A 16358-nucleotide genomic window follows, 5' to 3' on the forward strand; every position below is an offset into this window, starting at 1 on the left:
AGCTGCGATGAAGGCATTTACGCTGGGGCGAGTCATTCCGCTCGTGGAAGTCAGCGCCGCCGACCCGGCTGAGCGCGATTTGTTTGCGTCCGACTCCGCGGTAATGGAGTTGCCACTTCGGGACACGCGCCATCGCCCGTTGCGAGACCTGCGCATTTCGGTTACGGACCGCTGCAACTTCCGTTGCGTCTACTGCATGCCGAAGGAGGTGTTTGGCAAAGACTATGCGTTTCTGCCCCGGCGCGAACTGCTCAGCTTCGAGGCAATCGAGCGCATTGCGCGCATGTTCGTTGGACTCGGTGTCGAAAAGATTCGACTCACCGGTGGAGAACCGCTGCTGCGAAAAGACCTTGAATATCTTGTCGAGAGGTTGGCCACGTTGCGGACGCCTCGTGGCGAGGACGTCGAGTTGACACTGACGACCAACGGCTCTCTGCTAAGTCGCAAGGCGCAGTCGCTGCGGGATGCGGGATTAAAGCGCATCACAGTCAGTCTCGACTCAATAGACGAGGCTGTGTTTCAGCGGATGAATGGCGTCGGTTTTCCTGCCGCATCGGTGCTGGAGGGAATTGACGCTGCACGGCGTGTCGGCCTCGCTCCGGTCAAGGTCAACATGGTGGTGAAGCGCGGCGTGAACGACACGCAGATTCTGCCGATGGCACGCCATTTCCGGGGAACTGGCGTGGAAGTCCGTTTCATCGAGTTCATGGATGTCGGTGCGAGCAACGGCTGGAACATGGAGTCGGTGGTGCCGTCGTCCGAGGTTGTTCGTACCGTCGATTCGGAATTCCCCCTTGTATCAGCTGGCCGCGAGAAGCCTTCGGACACATCGGTTCGGTTTCGCTACGCCGATGGTCAAGGAAAAATCGGCGTCATCTCAAGCGTCTCAAAGCCTTTCTGCGGCGGCTGTACCAGGCTGCGGTTGTCGGCAGACGGTCAGCTCTTCACGTGTCTGTTCGCCTCTCGCGGCCTGGACATACGCACACCAATGCGAAACGGCCACACAGATAAAGCATTGCGCCAACTGATTGCTGGCCAATGGAAGCGGAGGGCCGACCGCTACTCAGAGCAACGTGGTGAAAGCAGCGCCGCAGACGACTGGTCCAAAGTCGAAATGTCGTTCATCGGCGGTTGATGGCAAACGGCCGCTCTGCTGCCATTCATCACAAAGGTCGAGGGTGATTATTCGGTCGGCCCATCCGATAGCCACTTCGCTGGATGGGTAAACTACTTCACACGATGTCCATGTTCGTCGACGACAACCTCACCGTCCTCTTTCACGAACGGCACCGCGCGGGCTTCGGGCAGGATGTCGAGAATAACTTCAGACGGGCGGCACAGCCGTACACCGTGGTCGGTCACCACAAGCGGCCGGTTGATGAGAATGGGATGCTCCAGCATTGCGTCAACGAGCTGGTCGTCGCTGACCAGTGGGTCATCCAGCCCCAAGTCCGCATACGGGGTGCCCTTCTGGCGCACTGTGTCACGCACGCTAAGTCCCGACCGCTCGATAAGGTCTACAAGCGTTTCGCGAGACGGCGGCGTCTTCAGGTATTCAATAACGGTCGGTTCGATGCCGGCATTGCGAATCATGGCCAGAGTGTTCCGCGAGGTGCCGCATTCGGGGTTGTGATAAATGGTGACGTTCATGGATTCGAGTCCTCAAAAGAAGTTAAATATTGGCCAATCTGTGTTGCAGTCGACCTGGCAGAGCGCATCACGCCGATGAGCGTCGCGGACGCGAAGCCACACCATTCGCCGTATCCGACCAGCCAGAGCCTGGGCTCCAGCACCGCGCGACCTTCGACTACATCGACGCGGCCAGCGTCGTTAAGGACATGCAGAGGCTGTAGATGTTCGAGTGCTGGGCGGAAGCCGGTACACCAGATAACGGCGTCGACACGCGCGTGCGAGCCGTCTTTCCACACGACGCCGTCGACCGTGAAATGTGAGAACGGGCGCACAGAATGCAGAACTCCCCGCTCACGAGCGTCGCGCACCGGCGGCACCATCACAATGTCGCCCAGGCCTCCCGTCGGCGCGGGGTCCGCGCGACCTTCCGCACGGGCTATCCACCGTTCAGTTGCCCGTTCGAAGAGCACGCGTCCGTCAACATCATCCGGCAATAAAGTGGGCTCTTCCAACGTAACCCATGTTGTGTGACAGACCTGCGACAGCTCGGCGAGTATCTGTGCGCCCGAGTTTCCACCACCTACAACCAGTACATTCTTTCCGTGGAATATCTCTGGTTTCCTATAGTGGGCTGAGTGCAATTGCTCACCTTCGAAGCAGGCCTGTCCCGGATAGTCCGGAATATATGGGCGCGCCCATGTTCCTGTGGCACTGACCACGGTCTTTGCAAGCCACTCGCCGTGGTCCGTTGATACAAGCAGCCCGTCTTCGCGACGCGACACCGATGTCACGTCCACAGGACGACGGACCGGAATTTCGTAGCGCTTCTCGTATTCCGTGAGATAGCGGACGACATGCTCTCGCGACGGGTATGTCTCTGCCGTGGCTGGCATCAACCATCCGGGCAGTGAACTCCACTGTGCCGGCGAAAAGAGGTGAAGCGAGTCCCAGGTATGCTGCCATGCTCCGCCAGGAGCCGGCTGGTCATCGAGCACGACGTAGCCGATGCCCGCCCGGCGCAAGAAATAGGCGACTGCCAGCGACGATTGACCACCGCCGACCACGACGACATCGATTGGAATAGCCGCTGAAGCTTTGCTGATAGACATATCGAATCAGGTAAATGATACTTCGATAATACTGGATATGTTGTGTTCGATGTAAGTCTGTGAGGTGTGTAATGACTTCTGACCTGTCGAAGATTACCAGCGGCCTTGGGCCGTCCGCCGCACGCCTGCAACTATTGATAGAACGGGCGTTAGAGCTTTATGCCGGTGTGGCTGCCATGTCATGCGCCGAGCAGCACGTTGCGCTGCAGGAGCTTACGGAGTTGTTGCCAGAGATAGCGCATGCCTCGCGCGAAACAGCGGATGGAATCGAGAGTCATGCGGCGGTCGCTGCCGGTGAGCTCTCCCGGCGCTGCAACGGCACTACGAGCCAGGCTTGAACGTAAGCACTGTCCGAAAGCTGCGCGGTGCCAACCTCGGACACTCCTGGGTTATCGGAAGTCTTCACGCATGACCAAGAGATACTCGCTCTCGGCACCTTGATGCATTACGTGCTGTACACCGGACGTCGAGACCGTCATCCAGGCATTGGGGTGTGTGAATTGACCCATGGCATTCGTGGACCCGGTTTTCGGGAAACCCGGCCTTTTGGAACTGACCATCCTTTGAAAGGAAGGATGTATTTCGATGTATTGATACATCGAAAGGCAAACTAGGTGGACGCCATGCCACACAAAGCTTCCGTGCGTTCAACCCACAAACTATGCATCGTTAGGGTATAGGTCCACAGGGCGGGATGGATTGCTTCGACGTGAATTTGAGCAGCGGCCATGGCAACAACCTGTATGGATATACAGTACTCTACACCAATCTGACGCCCGCATAGTGAAACACTGCGGCAGGCCGCCTCGATGACGGGCAGCGGCGACTCCTATAGGAACGGGGCGGACGACGAACGAGGCGCGCTCTTTCGCATGCGAAAACCGCCTCCAGGCGACAATAGGTCTTTCCGAACCTCTTCCGTTTGTGGAGAAAACCAATGACCGTGCAGCTTCCCGGCGAGCAATTATTGATCAGGCTGTGGACATCGCTAGACAGGGGTGTGAGCGGGTTTCTGAAACCGTGGCAGATGAAGCGGGAGGCTCGCGCGCAACTGCAGAGCCGCGAGCGCGAGACTCTAGTCATCGCTCAGGCGGAAAAGGATGCGGACGAGATCCGCGCCGGTCGGAAAAAGGTTGTCCAGGATGGTGCATCCATCAGGCTCCTGCCGGGCAACGCTGAAGTCGTCGACGGCCGCGCCGAACCCGTGCTGGACCCGCAATCGCTGCTCACGGCCGCGGCCGATAGCAGGGCAATCAATCTACTGCGGGAGGAGATCAACATCGCGAAGACGATCCTGAAGGCCGAAGGGGTTTTGCGGGACGATCCGACCGAACCGCCCGCGACATTCGCCGATTCTGACTGGCTCTACCGGTGGCGGGCGTGTGCTTCCCAGATGTCTTCGGACGAGCTGCAGTCCCTCTTCGGGAACGTGCTGGCCGGGGAGATCAAGGCGCCCGGTACGTTCTCCCTGCGCACGCTGGACTTCCTCAAGAACCTGTCTAGGGAAGAAGCGGAGAAAATTCAGTTCGTCTGCCCGTTCATTACCGACCGTCGCTTCATCCTGATGTACGGCGTGATGCAGACGCCTCAGGTCTATCACGACAACCCGGAGTTCCCCTTCTTCCTGCAGGAACTCGGACTTCTCTCGGGCTTGGGTTACATGGGGAACGTCCTGCAAAGATTCGCCTCCGATTCGACGGCCATCTTTCATCGGGTGCTGACGATCAACGATCGGGCCATTGTCGTGCGCGGGCCTGATTCGACGGCGGTGCTTGAACTTCATGGCTTCAAAACCACTCCGCTGGGGACCGAAGCGCTTTCGCTGTGTCCGATGCCGGCGCCGCCCGAATATGTGCGTGCCGTGGCGGAGCATTGCAAAACCAAGGGATTCGATGTCTCCATTGCTTCCTGTCGCGCGCGCGCGGAAGGCATCGCCGGGGTCGAACTGTTTGACGAGGTCAGCATCTGACGCGGACCGTAGTCAGCTAGATGCAGATCAACAGTCTGGTCGGATGGGACACTGGCGGTCATCGGGACACGATCCTACTGGTGAGTGCCCGGCTCAACCACTGCTCATTGCATTGCCGGAGTCGAGAACTATGGCGAATAACACGAATCACGACTGGGTCCTGCCTGCGGCCATTCCCTTCGCGGATCTTAAAGGGAAAGATCTCGAAGAATGCGTTTATTGGCTACTTGATGCAATGGGCGCCAAGGATCTCGAGTGGCGCATCGGCGGCAGCGGTGGTGGCGCAGCCGATGGCGGTCGCGATCTCGAGGCGCACTTCTTTGAACCGGACGGGGAGGGCGAGATCCGGCAACAGCGCTGGTGGATCGAATGCAAAGGCAGGACCGGCACGGTCGAGTCCCACGAGGTGAAGGCGGCCGTGAATAACGCGCTGGCCTATGACGGGCTCGATCGCCTGATAATCGCCACAAACACGCAGTACTCCAACCCGACTCTTGACTGGGTGAAAGAGTGGCAGAAAAAGCATCCATCGCCCAAGGTCCAGCTTTGGGACCAGGCTCACCTTGAGCGGTATCTGTCGCGGCATCCGGATGTCGTGCTTCGGCTGTTTTCCGAAGCACTGAGCATGCGCGGCCGGGCACAAGCGATGGAAAGCCGCTTCTGGAACAAGCTTGAATTCGTGTCTCCCAGGACGCTCGTCGACATCTGGAACGAGCGCGAGCGCGTCGAGTTGACCGGGATGGGCATCTTCGCATTGGTCGTCAACGAGTTTGCCAACGGAGACATCACACACAGGCCATGGGGAGCGGTGCTCCATCCAGAAACGGCTGTCGAGGTGCTGGGTATCGGGCTAACCAACATAGGTTATCTTTTCATCCGGTCGTCCCGGACGGGAATGGACCAGCGCATTCTGATCCGCACGTTCGCCTATCTGATCCTTGTTGTGCTGGAATTGTTGCCGGGCGATGTGACGGCTCGTCTCGTGATTGGTTACGTCAATCGTCGGGAGTCCGACCCTTTCCCCGACGAGGTGCTAGAGGTGCTGCTGGGCCCAATTTTGAACCAGGTCGCGGCAGAAATGCAGGATCTCTGCAGCAGCAACTGCAAACGGGTGATGCTCTCTGACCGCAAAGCGCTGTCCGATGGCAGGAACGAGCTTGAAGCGTACTGGCTCCGGTTTGACCCGGACGGGCTAAACGAGGAAACTGACGGCCGATTTATCCGAATCGAGAAGGGGGATGAGCCGTGTGTCGTGGGGTTCGCGGTTGACAAAGATAATCACTGTCCTCTCTTCGCAGTCGAGCCAACGGTAAAAAACATCACCGACCTTATGGACATCGTAAAGCGAGTCGCGGCCTTCCGGAAAGCAAAGGCCGCAGCCCAGCGAGCAGAAGATCAGCAACGGGTGGAAGCCGTCCAAAAGACGCTCAAAGCCCAGTGAACATCGTCTCTATCCACCCGGTCGGGGCCTTGTTGCCGTTGACCCTGTCGCTGCTTTACCTGCCCCGCAGTTTCAGCGCGTTGGGATGGTTCCACCGCGTTGTGTTCCTGCTGTCCCTGCTGATCTCGACGTTTTCGTCGTACTGCGATGCCCACGCGGTGCATGTGCTTCCGGGCACCGTGCTGCTGTGCGTTGTCCTTTGGCTACAGCGGGCTCGGGGGCACAACAGGGACGTACCCGCCGCGGCGATCTTCGCCCTCACGTTCATCGCGGGGTTTCCTGTCGACGTCTATCTCGGTTATGTCTGCCACGCAGCTGACGGCACGGCTACCGTTGGCGGAGCAGGATGGACCGACGGCCTGCTGCTCGGCCCGGCGATTCTTGCTCTCGTTCACTGCTTCGTCTATTACTTCTGCGAGCGTGACGAGAAGAAAGGTAAGGTGCCGGTCGGCGTGTTCCTGAAGTGGCAATTTGCTCCTATGCGCCCGCGGAACGCTAGGCCTGACGGCGACGACGCCCGGCCGTCGATCTCCTGACACCCTATTTATTCCCATTGGCGCCTGCGGTATACTCGGTTCGCACCTTAAACAAACGGTGCCGGGTTTGGCGACCCGCTTCATACAAGCGCACGGCCGCGCATGCGGCTTTTTTTGTGCGTATTGCCTCTGCGCGCTGCTTTCAATGGGCGGGCCTGGTGGGGAGACCTTCGGGTCTGCCGGCTGCTTGTGTGACCGGTTCGCCAACCCTGCCATGCGCCCGCTCACCTCATTTGGCGATGAGAAGCCGGGTAACGCTCACACAAGAGGCCGCACCGTGCATCCACGATCGAATTCTTTTCTGCGGGTTCTTTTCGCACCTTCTACCTTGGGTCTCCTTCCGGAGAGTTCCGTCGTGGATCGCGCACATCCAGCAACATCTCACGCCGATGCGCCCAATGGGCCGCCGACCCCGCAGCGCAAGAATCCTTCGTTGCGGTGGTACGCGATGGCACTGGCCATGACTGCGACCGGCACCTCCGCCTGCATCTCGGTTATCGCTGCCTGGGAGCGCGGCGGACAGCTCGCTGAGCGGCTGGTTTGGGTAGGAATCGGAATGGTCCTGCTGCTAAGCGCGCATCTGCTGCCCGCGCTGGCCAGATCCGCTCCGGTCGCGCAGCGCATCCCTGTGCTTGTACTGTGGCTGGGTGCGATGCTCGCGACCGGCTACGGGCATGCGACTTTCTTCATTTCGGCGCAACAGCACGCTGGTGAGATCAGGGCCGCAGTAGTCGACACACCGATGTCGCCCGTCATGGCTATCACGGATTCCGGGCGCGACCTCACCTCGATCGCCGCTGAACGTGCGCAGATCACTGTTGATCTGGCCACCGCAAAGATGCAGAAATGCACAGGACGCTGCACTGCGTTGCTGTTGCGGCGGAACACGCTGTCGACGCGTCTGGAAGCACTAAACGTCGCGTTCGATGAATCGCGGCGCCGCGAGCAATCGGCCGACCGGCTGGCCGCGGCACGGGATCGTCAGGACATGTTGCGCGCTGAAGCGATGCGCGACCCGGTTACCGTTCGCGTTGCCCAGCTGCTCGGCACGTCGACGGGTAACGTGGACCTCGCCGTTGGTTTTGCATTCGGAGCCATGCTGGAGTTTGTCGCATGCCTCGGCTGGCTACTCGCGCTTCAGGAAAATCGGGACGGCGATCGGCGGGTACTGGTGAAAAGTAACGCAGCAGTAGCGCCGGGTAACTCTCAAGTTGGCGAGAGTCGTGCACAGCGGATCGTCTCGGCTGACGCGGGTCTGCCGGGTCACACCGGCGTTACTACCAGTCATGCGACCGTCGCGACCGGTAACGGCGATCCCCTGCCAGCGCTGCCGCGTGACCAGAAGGTAACGATGCTCGTGCCCAAGACTGTAAGCGCGGACCTTGCGCGCCTCGCAGCGGAAGTGGCAGCAGGTCGCTCCCGCGGCACAGTCGCCGAGATTCGGAAGTTTTTTCGCTGCTCGCAGGCGAAGGCCATGACGCTGCGTCGACAGTTGGCCGAAGCAACGCTGGAGCAACCGCACGCGGCATGATCCCTGAGGCCACGTCCGAAGTTCAAGAAAACTGGATTAGTTGCCGTTAAAGCGAGGTTGCACACCTGCGCAGCATTGCGCACGGTTTTCGCAGGCCTAATCGAATTCCGACAAATCGAATCGAGGAAAAGGGATGCAAATAAACAGAACTCTGTTTGCGCTTACAGCTATCGTGATGGCGTCGACTGCGATCGCGCAGACTCCGGCCGGCATACCACAAACCGTCTCGCCGGATCAGTACCAGTCGATGCCGCCCGCAGAGCGACAGATCTATGTCGCTGGTGTACTGGACGCAGATCGCGTGCTCTTCCAGCAAACGCAACCAGTGTTCGCGGCCTGTCTTAACCGAGTCACGCTTGCCCAAGCTACGGACGTCATCGATAAGGGCCTCCCAACGTTGAAACCGGAATTGCGTGCGTCAATGCCACTCGCAGTCCATAACGCGCTGATCGAAGCATGTGATCGCGGCGGCTATAAGATGCCCTGAGCTGGATCGTTTCGCTATTTCGCATGTGTGCAGGGCAGACTGCTGGCATAATTCCGCCTCTCTCAGGTTCTGCTACGGCCCTCGGAATTGGCAGAACTTTTAGCCGACCCTAACCCGGTCGGTTTTTTTTTGCACGCTCAGCCTGCGTTGTTCGCGTCTGAGTGGGCCGCTCAAGGTTAAACGGGGAATGCCGTTATATCGGTGGTGGTCGTGTGCGTTATCATGGTACGCACCGCGTATCACACCCAAAGGCAATGTTGATTTCCAATCAGCAGGATTTCTTGAAGGCGGCAAAGGATCAACTCGGGATGACGTGGGATGAACTCGCGACGGCATCCGGCATCAATCCGCGCGCGCTCAAAACGTACCGAATGCCTGCCACGTCAAAAGACTTTCGGCCGCTTCCTGACTTGGCGCGAGCGGCTGTCGTTCGGCTTCTTAATGTACCAACGAAAAAGCGAAAGAAACTTTGACATGGTACGCAGCGCGTACCATACTAAAACTGTACTGAGCGATCGGGAAAGAACACGTCTATGCGGATCACCCCTCAAATTGTTGAACTGGCGAAAATCATGCTTGCGAACGGACAGGACTGGTCCCCGGAGGCGGACAAGATACTGTCGGCCGACAATTCGCTATGCCTGTGTTCGTATCCAGATGGGGCATGGATCGCAGACACGCACGGAGAAGTGAGCATCGACCGCTGGACGAAATTGGAATGCGTTATTGCGCTGCCCTAGACACAGGAAAACGGGATGGACAAAAAGATTGAAATAGTCGTTGCGGCGTTTGCGCTCATAGGTGGCGTTCTCGTCGCTTCTGGACTGAGCGTCCATTTTACTTTTATCGAGCGGGCTGGCATCCCTCTGGACAAGCAGGCATTTGTCGGTGGTGTGCTCGCGTTGATCGCCGTCACCCTTCATTTTGTCATGGGCGGCCGGCTGCTCCCATGGAAGCAGTAACGGAATCGGAAAAGCGATTCGGGCTGCAACAAGGAAAGCATGGGCTGGGTTCGCTGCCGGGATTGCAGATCTTTGTCAGGGCCTCCTACGGCATTGAATACAGCATGCTCGTAAGAACGGAAGAATCTATGACCACTTCAAAGCCTCGGTACGTTGTGCGCGATGCGCAGGGCCAAGCAGTCCGCGAAACTGAATCTCGCCTTGTTGCGTGGTGGGTGTGGTTTAGTCGGCGCAACTTCGGCTACACGGCACATGATCGACGGTCGTGGGTAGAAGACGAATTGAGCTGGCTGCGTTGTGGCGATTTGCCATCGGCGAAGTGAGTTGGCTGACCATCGGAAAATAATGACGAACCGTGCAGCTGCGATCCGGGCTTGGCTGGTGACAGCCGTCTTGCCCGGGATTCTTATAGTTTTGAGTATCTGCTTGTTTGCGCTCTATTTTTTCCGCGGTGACGGAATCGACGAAGCAATCAGGCACATTTTTCGTTTCCTCCTGATTTTCGTATTGCTCGGCGTGCCGTATAGCATCGTCCACGAGCTTGGGCACGCAATCAGCGGATGGTGGTATGGCGTACCACCTCGGCGAATCAGGATTGGTTCACTTCGCTTATTTCGAGTCGGTCGCGCATGGGGGATCTCCGTGTGGTTCAGCTTTTTCCCGTTCGGCGGCCGAGTTGATTTCCGGGTCCATCCGCTTGAACGTGGCCGCAGGATTTCGATGTACGCCGCAGGGGTTGGCGCCGCGCTGCTCGTGGCAATTTTGGCAGGGTTGATGATCCCCGCTGAATACCAATGGCTACGTATCGAGACGGTGCTTTCGTTTGGTGTCTTTTGCTTGATCGACCTCTTCGGCAAGGCACCCAAGGGGCTTTGGTCAGACGGCGAGGCGATTCGCGGGTTGCTCAGATACTCGCAACGGTCGTGAGAACAACTGACGCCACGCATAGGAAAATAGTGATGATTGAGCAACTAAAAATCGCAGCGAACGAGGTCAGGATTGGCGATGCGATTCGCCTCACTGCATTGCAAAATACCAGTGACCGAGATCGACTGATCGAAGTGGTAGAAGTCAAGGTATCAGGGGTTTTTGTGAAGCTCGACACGGCTTTGGGTGTAAGCGAGTTTTTACCGGTAAATCGCAGCATCGCTGTTTGGCGGTAGCTGACTCACATCCAAAACCTTTGGGCACTGGAAGTCGGGACTAGCCTTGGTAGCTGGGTCAGCCTCGTCAGCATTATTTTCGAACGGCCGGCTACTATCCGCTAGGCAGCTCGCGCACACATTGGAAACCGGGGAAGAGATTTGAATCACGCTTTGAATGCCGACTACCTGCACACACGGGAACGCTTAGGTCTTGACTCCAGCGGAAACGATGCGGCCGCGGCTCGCGCACATGCGAGACAGGCTGGGCGTGAGGCGGCACTTTCAGGGACCGCTCTTGGTGAGGCATCCGGACATATCGCCCGATTCGTGGTGCTTTCGCATGTGTATGCAGAGGGTTTTGCTGAGGCCGAAAACGCACTAATTTCCGGCTCGAACATGAAGCTTCTCTATGAGTGTCTCTCTGCACGGACTGTTGTGGACAAAGCGATTCAGGAGCGGGACGACGGGGAAATACATGACGCGGTACAGGCGATCTTTTCAATTGCAGCCGACAATCCTGGCTTGAACCTACCGTTTTTTTCTGATATTCCTGAAGTCGACAGGGTGATCGAAGCTGCGGCCACGTGGCAACGCGCAAGGAAAGAGCGGGAACAGGCAGCGGCTCGCCGTGCCGAGTGGCAGGCGTCGCTTCCTTCCGCTGTCGAGTTGAAGAGACAGGTCGAGGCAGCGGCGAACGGAGAGGGCAGGTCATTTGATTTTGAGGGTTATACCCTGTGGCATGAGCCCGAGCATGGCGGCTGGTCGCTAACCAATGCATACGGCATCGATAACTGCGCATTCCTTGCGGCGGAAGGCCATTTCCAATGGCTACTCAATGCGGTCAAGAAAGGCGAAGAGATTGGGCCTGTCCCACATGGTTGTGAGTCTCCGGACGACGACGATGATCATCCCGACTGCGATGCGATGAGCGCATTTTTCGATGCTGCTATTGCAATGGGCCATCGGATGCAAATCGCCGCCTGATTCAAATTCAAAGCATGGACACACAAACTGATTGCGATACGGTGCACAGCTCCCTTCCTGAAACTCAGATAAGCGCTATTGAGCTATTGATCGACAAACATGCGCTCAGCTCGGCCGGATTCTGTGTCTTGATCATATTGGCGCTGATGGGCATTTCAACCCCGTTTGATCGGCCGTTGCCCTTCGCGCTTTGGTTCGCATGCGTTGCGATACCCCTGTTTTTGAGCATTTATATCGCGAAGGAAGATATCGTTGCCCTGCGCAAACACCCTTCACGGAAAGCAGATCGAGCGCTTTCGTTGATCGCATACGTTAGCTATTTCGCGCTTCTGTTGCTGGCGGCGGCTATCGCGATGCTGGCTGCGCACCATTCGCCCCCGCTCGGCCTGGTCTTTTTTATCTTGGTAATGGCTTCTTTTTGGCTTTCCTCCCTACTGCGGAAGATCACAACGTAAAACAAAAGTCTGCAGGATCCGAGCCGGTACTCTCCCTTAGACACAGGAAAGGTAAATGCAAGAGCAGCAAACACGAACAACACGCAACCGCACGCTGTATAGGGGCGCTTGGCTTGTTGCGCTTGCACTGTTCTTAGGGGTCTGCCACCTGGGCAAGAAGTCGCCGTCGGTCAGCCAAGACCAGCAAGAGTTAGCGGCAGCCAACGACAACTGCCTAACTGTCTCCCGAGATACGGTAACGCGAATGGTGGGAAGTCTGCCGGGGACACGTGTTTCCGTCGCGTTGACGCAGGACGCCGTTCAGCGCGTGGCAACGGGCGGGTTTTCCTGTCGAACCGTGGCGGATGTGCATGCCCCGAATACTGACCTGGTGGCAAGATACGACCTGACACTGGCAACAAGCAACGGCGTGTTTGTCCTTACGTCATGGCGGCCACACGTTTAATGCAAGTGAAAAGCCGGCGCATCCGGCGCTACCGGGGGAAACGACATGAAGAAACGTGCAATAAGTGCGTCCGTCACGCTGCTGCTCATCTGCTTCCAAGCCGGGGCGCAAACTCTTCCGCAACGCATTCTCCAATGCAGCGGCTCGGACGAGTGGAAGGGAATCAACGCCCCGAAAGACGCAGGAATACCTCAGCCTGACCCAAGTCGCATCGTGGGCGGGACGTACACCTTCCAAGGCAATGTGCTGGTCAAGAGCGGTGAAGGCAAGGTCGCAGATCAACGGTACAAGCTGTGCAGCGTCACGACCACGAATTACGTCTACTCGACGGATTGCTCAATTGACACGGCAGGCTACATTGCAGAATGGCTGAAAGTCTCCACCGCTGCTTCCGATACGGCCTTTCAGGCAAGGCACAAAGAAAGTTGGGTTCAACTCGACACCGTGACTGTTGATCGTGTGAACCTGAGCTTAGATGAGATGTACGTGGCACCGTTGGAACGATCTGACTACGACCCGGAGAAAGCGAACGCGCTTGTCCTTACTCCATACCTGCTATCCACGCACTACGTCGCCACTTGCCACTTGGCACAGCCGCAGTTCTGAACGGCAGAGCCGGCAATAGCAGTTGACAAATCGGAGACGATTCCGAGGCACACCACTGCTTTGAATCCGTCTTACCGACTGTAGATTGATAGGCGTCCCGTCTGCGAACATCTGCGCTATCGTGCGCCGGCTCCAGTTCAGGAGCCAACCCTCGCGCGGGCGCCGCCGGCGGAAGGTCTGTTCGTCCAGTCAAGCACCTCGGTGTGTGGGATGAACCTGGGCGCAGCGAGCCAGCGCGTCAGCTCAGGTCGCCACTCCTCCCATACATAGGCAGTGAGATCGAACTCTTCCTCGATCCTTCCATCGTTGTCGTCACGCAGGAACGCATACACGACTTCCCAGCCGTTCCAGTAGGCGACTGCGAAGTCAGTCAATTCGGCCACCATGCCGCGGGGTAAGTCGCGAAGCAGCATCGCCAACTGTGACTCAAACCTTTCGATCGTCAGTTCTGTCATGGTGATCTCCCGGAGGAAATGGAGGTCGGACGAGCATGTACTGCAGACGTGGTGAGTAGGGTGTTCAGGTTCAGCCCCACGGTCGTCACGGCATTGATGCGGTGCTCGAAATCCGACCTACACGGCGGTTGCGATTGGACTGTCAGGTTGGACGCCAAGGGGCTCGTGGAGTTTTCGATAGGCCTTCACAAGCGCCGGCAGGGCCTCCTGCTCTTCCGGTGTGCCGAAGCGGCCCACAAACCCGTCTAACGCGACCAACAAGGAGCAGGCCGCGAGAGCCAAGGTATCGGCGTACTGCAAGTAGTCTGGACCGATGTGCAGACCGGTTATCTTCCCTTTGGCGCTCACCTCAACGTGGTGCTGAAGAGAGGTGGCGGACGGATGGGCGTCCTGAGAGAGAGATCGGTAGACGACTGTATAAAGGTTGGACAGGCCTAGGTCTTCTGCCAAGCCGTGAAGGTCAATGTCCTGGTGCTTCCCTGGCGTGCCGATCTCGTCGAGCAACGCGTCGAGCGCCGCTTCCGTTTCGGCTGGCACCTCTGGCATGTCCCGCAACTCGGCAGCGACCTGTCCGCGGAATCGCTGGTGCCCGCCATCGAACGCGTCGACGAATCGCGTCGTAGGCGATTCGCCCTTCTTGGGCTTGATTTTGGCGCCCTGCGACAGCACCATGTCGCGCGAGGCGGCCACGCAGTACAGCGCAGTTTCGAAGGTCGATCGCACCATGGCGCGCGACTGCGCGCGCAGTCCTCTAGCGCCCAGGAGCACAGCGCCCTCGAAGTCCTGAACGGCTCTCCCCAAAAGGGTGACGGCGAACAGGTCGGCGTCACGCTGTTGGATGTCGCGCGGCACGATCAGCAGGGCGATGGCGAAGCGGTTGATCTGCTCTACGAGCGCCGCATGGCCGGGGCAGTAGTCCCGCAACGCCTCATCCGCGAGGGCGTTAATGTGCGTGGATAGGAAGCCGTCACGGCTCAGAGTCATGGTCCTCTCCTTCTTCCGCCAACCGTAGGCCATCGTGTCCAAGTCGGACGGAGTATTCTCGTCTACCAGTGGGCTAAGGGATCTTACGCGCACCAAAAAAACCAAATGGGAATACCTTGTGTCCCGTTTGGTAATAGCCTAAACTGTATCCCAGTTGGGCATTAATCGTTGCTCATTTGGGAGAAAATCATGACAGCAGAAGCAGTGGCAGGACGGCCGCATTCGCGGCGGCAAAAGCCCGGCGCTTCGGCGGCAAAGTCTGCAGCGGCCGCCAGGCTCGCACACATCGGGACCAACGGGCTCGGCGCTCAGGAAGACGATTTGACGTTCTTTCTCGGTCTCGCCCCGAGCGAACAGTCACGCCTGATTCGGGACGGCATGGAGGCTGTGATCGTCAGCCGGATTGCCACCGAGTTGCTGGATATCCCTGTGCAAACCTTGCTCGCCAGTCTGCGCCTTCCCAGCAGCACTATCAACCGCAAGATTTCGCAGGGGGAGCGGCTCAGCGCGAGCGAGTCGGACCGCGCCGCTCGTACGATTCTGATTTACGCCCAGGCGAAAGACGTACTTGAAGACGGCAGGCTGGCGGCTGAATGGCTGCTGCGCCAGAACGTCGAACTGGGTGGTGAACGTCCATTGGACACGCTGGATACACAGACGGGGTTTGACCGTGTGCGTGACCTTCTTGTGCGTCTCGAATACGGCGTGACCGTATGAAGGTGTTTCGTCTTGCCAAAGAGAAGCCCGGCAAATACCGGGCCGATGATCTGAGCGGTAACGGTGCTGCATTAGCGGGTGGGCGCTGGAATCCGCGGGGGGTGCCCGTGCTTTATACGTGCTGCCACGCCTCGACAGCCGTCCTTGAGGCACGTGTTCATGCGTCGGGCCTGCTACCGGTGGCCAACTTTTATCTGGTCACACTGGAAGTTCCGGACAGGGCTGTATCGAATGCTTTCGTGCCGGATCTTCCCGACGACTGGAACGTACTTGATCACGACCCGGCGTCGACCGTGGATCTGGCGAGGCAGTGGCTCGAAGCCGGCAAACGGCTTGCAATGCGGGTTCCATCTGTTGTATGCCCAAGTGACGACAACCTGATCCTGAATCCAGCGCATCCCGGCATGAAGCACGTCGTCGTGCTGCACAAGCAGCGCTTCGAGCTGGACCGGCGGCTCTTCAAATAAACCAGTGGCGACCGTGCTTGTGCGGCCGCCGCAAGACAGGACCATGACAGGCGGAGTGGTGGTATGAATCCCGTTGAAGCGAAAACGACCCTTGAGCAACTGGCGCGCGGCATCGACCCCGAGACGGGTGAAATCCTCGCCGAACAGAGCCCGTTCAATAACCCGAAAGTGATCCGGGCCCTGTTTTTTGCTGTTCAGGAACTCGACAAGCTCGGCGGTGAGCCGGCACCGGCCGAGCGACCTGTTCGTGAACGGCCGCAGAACGCCGGGCGCCCATGGCTGGAGGAGGAGGATCAGAGATTGTTGGAGGCGTTCGATGCGGGTGCCTCGCCGAAAGAACTTGCTGCAAAACACGAGCGCACGAAGGGCGCGATCGATTCGCGGCTGATTCGCCTCGGCCGGGTCGAGGCCTGAATGCTTGCAACGTGTCCGT

At 58.3% G+C, this 16358-nt stretch carries 22 protein-coding genes and 1 pseudogene; 18 read left to right on the forward strand and 5 right to left on the reverse strand.

Annotated features, from left to right (window positions below):
- The first annotated feature begins 7 nt into the window (after nucleotides 1–7).
- On the forward strand, nucleotides 8–1135 hold the full coding sequence (moaA, locus tag PDMSB3_RS35960) for a GTP 3',8-cyclase MoaA (protein WP_165189808.1): 1128 nt from the start codon (nucleotides 8–10) through the stop codon (nucleotides 1133–1135).
- 92 nt (nucleotides 1136–1227) lie between these two features.
- Here the strand turns inward: moaA and arsC are convergent, their stop codons facing one another.
- The gene (arsC, locus tag PDMSB3_RS35965; RefSeq protein WP_165189810.1) at nucleotides 1228–1650 is read right to left on the reverse strand and encodes an arsenate reductase (glutaredoxin); all 423 of its coding nucleotides are present in this window, start codon (nucleotides 1648–1650) and stop codon (nucleotides 1228–1230) included.
- Nucleotides 1647–2741, reverse strand: a complete 1095-nt coding sequence (locus PDMSB3_RS35970; RefSeq protein WP_197740323.1) for an ArsO family NAD(P)H-dependent flavin-containing monooxygenase — start codon at nucleotides 2739–2741, stop codon at nucleotides 1647–1649. Before PDMSB3_RS35970 ends, arsC begins: the two co-directional genes overlap by 4 nt.
- Before the next feature lie 71 nt (nucleotides 2742–2812).
- Here PDMSB3_RS35970 and PDMSB3_RS35975 point away from each other — a divergent pair, with 71 nt between their 5' ends.
- The gene (locus PDMSB3_RS35975; RefSeq protein ID WP_165189812.1) at nucleotides 2813–3079 is read left to right on the forward strand and encodes a hypothetical protein; all 267 of its coding nucleotides are present in this window, start codon (nucleotides 2813–2815) and stop codon (nucleotides 3077–3079) included.
- Between the two features lie 139 nt (nucleotides 3080–3218).
- Here PDMSB3_RS35975 and PDMSB3_RS38100 read toward each other — a convergent pair.
- A pseudogene (locus tag PDMSB3_RS38100) lies at nucleotides 3219–3302 on the reverse strand (SIR2 family NAD-dependent protein deacylase); the annotation flags it as partial.
- Between the two features lie 376 nt (nucleotides 3303–3678).
- On the opposite strand from PDMSB3_RS38100, the gene PDMSB3_RS35980 reads away from it, so the two are divergent.
- The 13 genes from PDMSB3_RS35980 to PDMSB3_RS36040 all read left to right on the forward strand — a co-directional run bounded on the left by PDMSB3_RS35980 (nucleotide 3679) and on the right by PDMSB3_RS36040 (nucleotide 13302).
- Complete coding sequence (locus PDMSB3_RS35980; RefSeq protein ID WP_165189814.1) at nucleotides 3679–4710, forward strand: DUF2806 domain-containing protein; 1032 nt, start codon at nucleotides 3679–3681, stop codon at nucleotides 4708–4710.
- 130 nt (nucleotides 4711–4840) lie between these two features.
- A complete protein-coding gene (locus tag PDMSB3_RS35985; protein ID WP_165189816.1) occupies nucleotides 4841–6151 on the forward strand; it encodes a restriction endonuclease in 1311 nt (436 codons plus the stop codon).
- Entirely contained in the window at nucleotides 6148–6687 is a 540-nt protein-coding gene (locus PDMSB3_RS35990) for a hypothetical protein (RefSeq protein ID WP_165189818.1), read from the forward strand. Before PDMSB3_RS35985 ends, PDMSB3_RS35990 begins: the two co-directional genes overlap by 4 nt.
- Before the next feature lie 448 nt (nucleotides 6688–7135).
- A complete protein-coding gene (locus PDMSB3_RS35995) occupies nucleotides 7136–8218 on the forward strand; it encodes a hypothetical protein (protein WP_165189820.1) in 1083 nt (360 codons plus the stop codon).
- Nucleotides 8219–8351: 133 nt separating this feature from the next.
- Nucleotides 8352–8705, forward strand: coding sequence for a hypothetical protein (locus PDMSB3_RS36000; protein WP_165189822.1), 354 nt, complete (start codon nucleotides 8352–8354; stop codon nucleotides 8703–8705).
- 254 nt (nucleotides 8706–8959) lie between these two features.
- Entirely contained in the window at nucleotides 8960–9178 is a 219-nt protein-coding gene (locus PDMSB3_RS36005) for a hypothetical protein (protein WP_197740324.1), read from the forward strand.
- 282 nt (nucleotides 9179–9460) lie between these two features.
- A complete protein-coding gene (locus PDMSB3_RS36010; protein WP_165189824.1) occupies nucleotides 9461–9667 on the forward strand; it encodes a hypothetical protein in 207 nt (68 codons plus the stop codon).
- Complete coding sequence (locus tag PDMSB3_RS36015; RefSeq protein WP_165189826.1) at nucleotides 9655–9990, forward strand: hypothetical protein; 336 nt, start codon at nucleotides 9655–9657, stop codon at nucleotides 9988–9990. The genes PDMSB3_RS36010 and PDMSB3_RS36015 overlap by 13 nt, the downstream gene beginning before the upstream one ends.
- Before the next feature lie 22 nt (nucleotides 9991–10012).
- The gene (locus PDMSB3_RS36020; RefSeq protein WP_165189828.1) at nucleotides 10013–10594 is read left to right on the forward strand and encodes a site-2 protease family protein; all 582 of its coding nucleotides are present in this window, start codon (nucleotides 10013–10015) and stop codon (nucleotides 10592–10594) included.
- A 32-nt stretch (nucleotides 10595–10626) separates the two neighbouring features.
- Nucleotides 10627–10830, forward strand: coding sequence for a hypothetical protein (locus PDMSB3_RS36025; RefSeq protein WP_165189830.1), 204 nt, complete (start codon nucleotides 10627–10629; stop codon nucleotides 10828–10830).
- Between the two features lie 141 nt (nucleotides 10831–10971).
- A complete protein-coding gene (locus tag PDMSB3_RS36030) occupies nucleotides 10972–11796 on the forward strand; it encodes a hypothetical protein (RefSeq protein ID WP_165189832.1) in 825 nt (274 codons plus the stop codon).
- A gap of 14 nt (nucleotides 11797–11810) precedes the next feature.
- Entirely contained in the window at nucleotides 11811–12251 is a 441-nt protein-coding gene (locus tag PDMSB3_RS36035; RefSeq protein ID WP_232064443.1) for a hypothetical protein, read from the forward strand.
- 490 nt (nucleotides 12252–12741) lie between these two features.
- Nucleotides 12742–13302: a hypothetical protein gene (locus tag PDMSB3_RS36040; protein WP_165189834.1), complete on the forward strand. Its 561-nt coding sequence runs from the start codon at nucleotides 12742–12744 to the stop codon at nucleotides 13300–13302.
- Nucleotides 13303–13439: 137 nt separating this feature from the next.
- On the opposite strand, the gene PDMSB3_RS36045 is transcribed toward PDMSB3_RS36040, so the two are convergent.
- Entirely contained in the window at nucleotides 13440–13757 is a 318-nt protein-coding gene (locus tag PDMSB3_RS36045; protein ID WP_165189836.1) for a hypothetical protein, read from the reverse strand.
- Between the two features lie 117 nt (nucleotides 13758–13874).
- The gene (locus PDMSB3_RS36050; protein ID WP_165189838.1) at nucleotides 13875–14741 is read right to left on the reverse strand and encodes a DUF5677 domain-containing protein; all 867 of its coding nucleotides are present in this window, start codon (nucleotides 14739–14741) and stop codon (nucleotides 13875–13877) included.
- A 189-nt stretch (nucleotides 14742–14930) separates the two neighbouring features.
- On the opposite strand from PDMSB3_RS36050, the gene parS reads away from it, so the two are divergent.
- The 3 genes from parS (at nucleotide 14931) to PDMSB3_RS36065 (ending at nucleotide 16339) form a co-directional block, all read left to right on the forward strand.
- On the forward strand, nucleotides 14931–15458 hold the full coding sequence (gene parS / locus PDMSB3_RS36055; RefSeq protein WP_165189840.1) for a type II RES/Xre toxin-antitoxin system antitoxin: 528 nt from the start codon (nucleotides 14931–14933) through the stop codon (nucleotides 15456–15458).
- Complete coding sequence (locus PDMSB3_RS36060; protein ID WP_165189842.1) at nucleotides 15455–15925, forward strand: RES family NAD+ phosphorylase; 471 nt, start codon at nucleotides 15455–15457, stop codon at nucleotides 15923–15925. Before parS ends, PDMSB3_RS36060 begins: the two co-directional genes overlap by 4 nt.
- Before the next feature lie 63 nt (nucleotides 15926–15988).
- Nucleotides 15989–16339 (forward strand): hypothetical protein, encoded by a 351-nt coding sequence (locus PDMSB3_RS36065; RefSeq protein WP_165189844.1) that lies wholly within the window; start codon nucleotides 15989–15991, stop codon nucleotides 16337–16339.
- The last annotated feature ends 19 nt before the right edge of the window (nucleotides 16340–16358 follow it).

Source organism: Paraburkholderia dioscoreae, assembly GCF_902459535.1.
In the GTDB taxonomy this organism is placed as follows: Bacteria; Pseudomonadota; Gammaproteobacteria; order Burkholderiales; family Burkholderiaceae; genus Paraburkholderia; species Paraburkholderia dioscoreae.

What these genes read in the sequence shown, in the direction of transcription:
- PDMSB3_RS35980 (WP_165189814.1), top strand. Translation starts at nt 3,679, where the DNA reads ATGACCGTGCAGCTTCCCGGCGAGCAATTATTGATCAGGCTGTGGACA.
- PDMSB3_RS36045 (WP_165189836.1), bottom strand. Translation starts at nt 13,757, where the DNA reads ATGACAGAACTGACGATCGAAAGGTTTGAGTCACAGTTGGCGATGCTG.
- PDMSB3_RS36025 (WP_165189830.1), top strand. Translation starts at nt 10,627, where the DNA reads ATGATTGAGCAACTAAAAATCGCAGCGAACGAGGTCAGGATTGGCGAT.
- PDMSB3_RS36060 (WP_165189842.1), top strand. Translation starts at nt 15,455, where the DNA reads ATGAAGGTGTTTCGTCTTGCCAAAGAGAAGCCCGGCAAATACCGGGCC.
- PDMSB3_RS36050 (WP_165189838.1), bottom strand. Translation starts at nt 14,741, where the DNA reads ATGACTCTGAGCCGTGACGGCTTCCTATCCACGCACATTAACGCCCTC.
- PDMSB3_RS36000 (WP_165189822.1), top strand. Translation starts at nt 8,352, where the DNA reads ATGCAAATAAACAGAACTCTGTTTGCGCTTACAGCTATCGTGATGGCG.
- parS (WP_165189840.1), top strand. Translation starts at nt 14,931, where the DNA reads ATGACAGCAGAAGCAGTGGCAGGACGGCCGCATTCGCGGCGGCAAAAG.
- PDMSB3_RS36010 (WP_165189824.1), top strand. Translation starts at nt 9,461, where the DNA reads ATGGACAAAAAGATTGAAATAGTCGTTGCGGCGTTTGCGCTCATAGGT.
- PDMSB3_RS35985 (WP_165189816.1), top strand. Translation starts at nt 4,841, where the DNA reads ATGGCGAATAACACGAATCACGACTGGGTCCTGCCTGCGGCCATTCCC.
- PDMSB3_RS36015 (WP_165189826.1), top strand. Translation starts at nt 9,655, where the DNA reads ATGGAAGCAGTAACGGAATCGGAAAAGCGATTCGGGCTGCAACAAGGA.
- PDMSB3_RS35975 (WP_165189812.1), top strand. Translation starts at nt 2,813, where the DNA reads ATGACTTCTGACCTGTCGAAGATTACCAGCGGCCTTGGGCCGTCCGCC.
- PDMSB3_RS36065 (WP_165189844.1), top strand. Translation starts at nt 15,989, where the DNA reads ATGAATCCCGTTGAAGCGAAAACGACCCTTGAGCAACTGGCGCGCGGC.
- arsC (WP_165189810.1), bottom strand. Translation starts at nt 1,650, where the DNA reads ATGAACGTCACCATTTATCACAACCCCGAATGCGGCACCTCGCGGAAC.
- PDMSB3_RS36020 (WP_165189828.1), top strand. Translation starts at nt 10,013, where the DNA reads ATGACGAACCGTGCAGCTGCGATCCGGGCTTGGCTGGTGACAGCCGTC.
- PDMSB3_RS36035 (WP_232064443.1), top strand. Translation starts at nt 11,811, where the DNA reads ATGGACACACAAACTGATTGCGATACGGTGCACAGCTCCCTTCCTGAA.
- PDMSB3_RS35995 (WP_165189820.1), top strand. Translation starts at nt 7,136, where the DNA reads ATGGCACTGGCCATGACTGCGACCGGCACCTCCGCCTGCATCTCGGTT.
- moaA (WP_165189808.1), top strand. Translation starts at nt 8, where the DNA reads ATGAAGGCATTTACGCTGGGGCGAGTCATTCCGCTCGTGGAAGTCAGC.
- PDMSB3_RS35970 (WP_197740323.1), bottom strand. Translation starts at nt 2,741, where the DNA reads ATGTCTATCAGCAAAGCTTCAGCGGCTATTCCAATCGATGTCGTCGTG.
- PDMSB3_RS36005 (WP_197740324.1), top strand. Translation starts at nt 8,960, where the DNA reads ATGTTGATTTCCAATCAGCAGGATTTCTTGAAGGCGGCAAAGGATCAA.
- PDMSB3_RS36040 (WP_165189834.1), top strand. Translation starts at nt 12,742, where the DNA reads ATGAAGAAACGTGCAATAAGTGCGTCCGTCACGCTGCTGCTCATCTGC.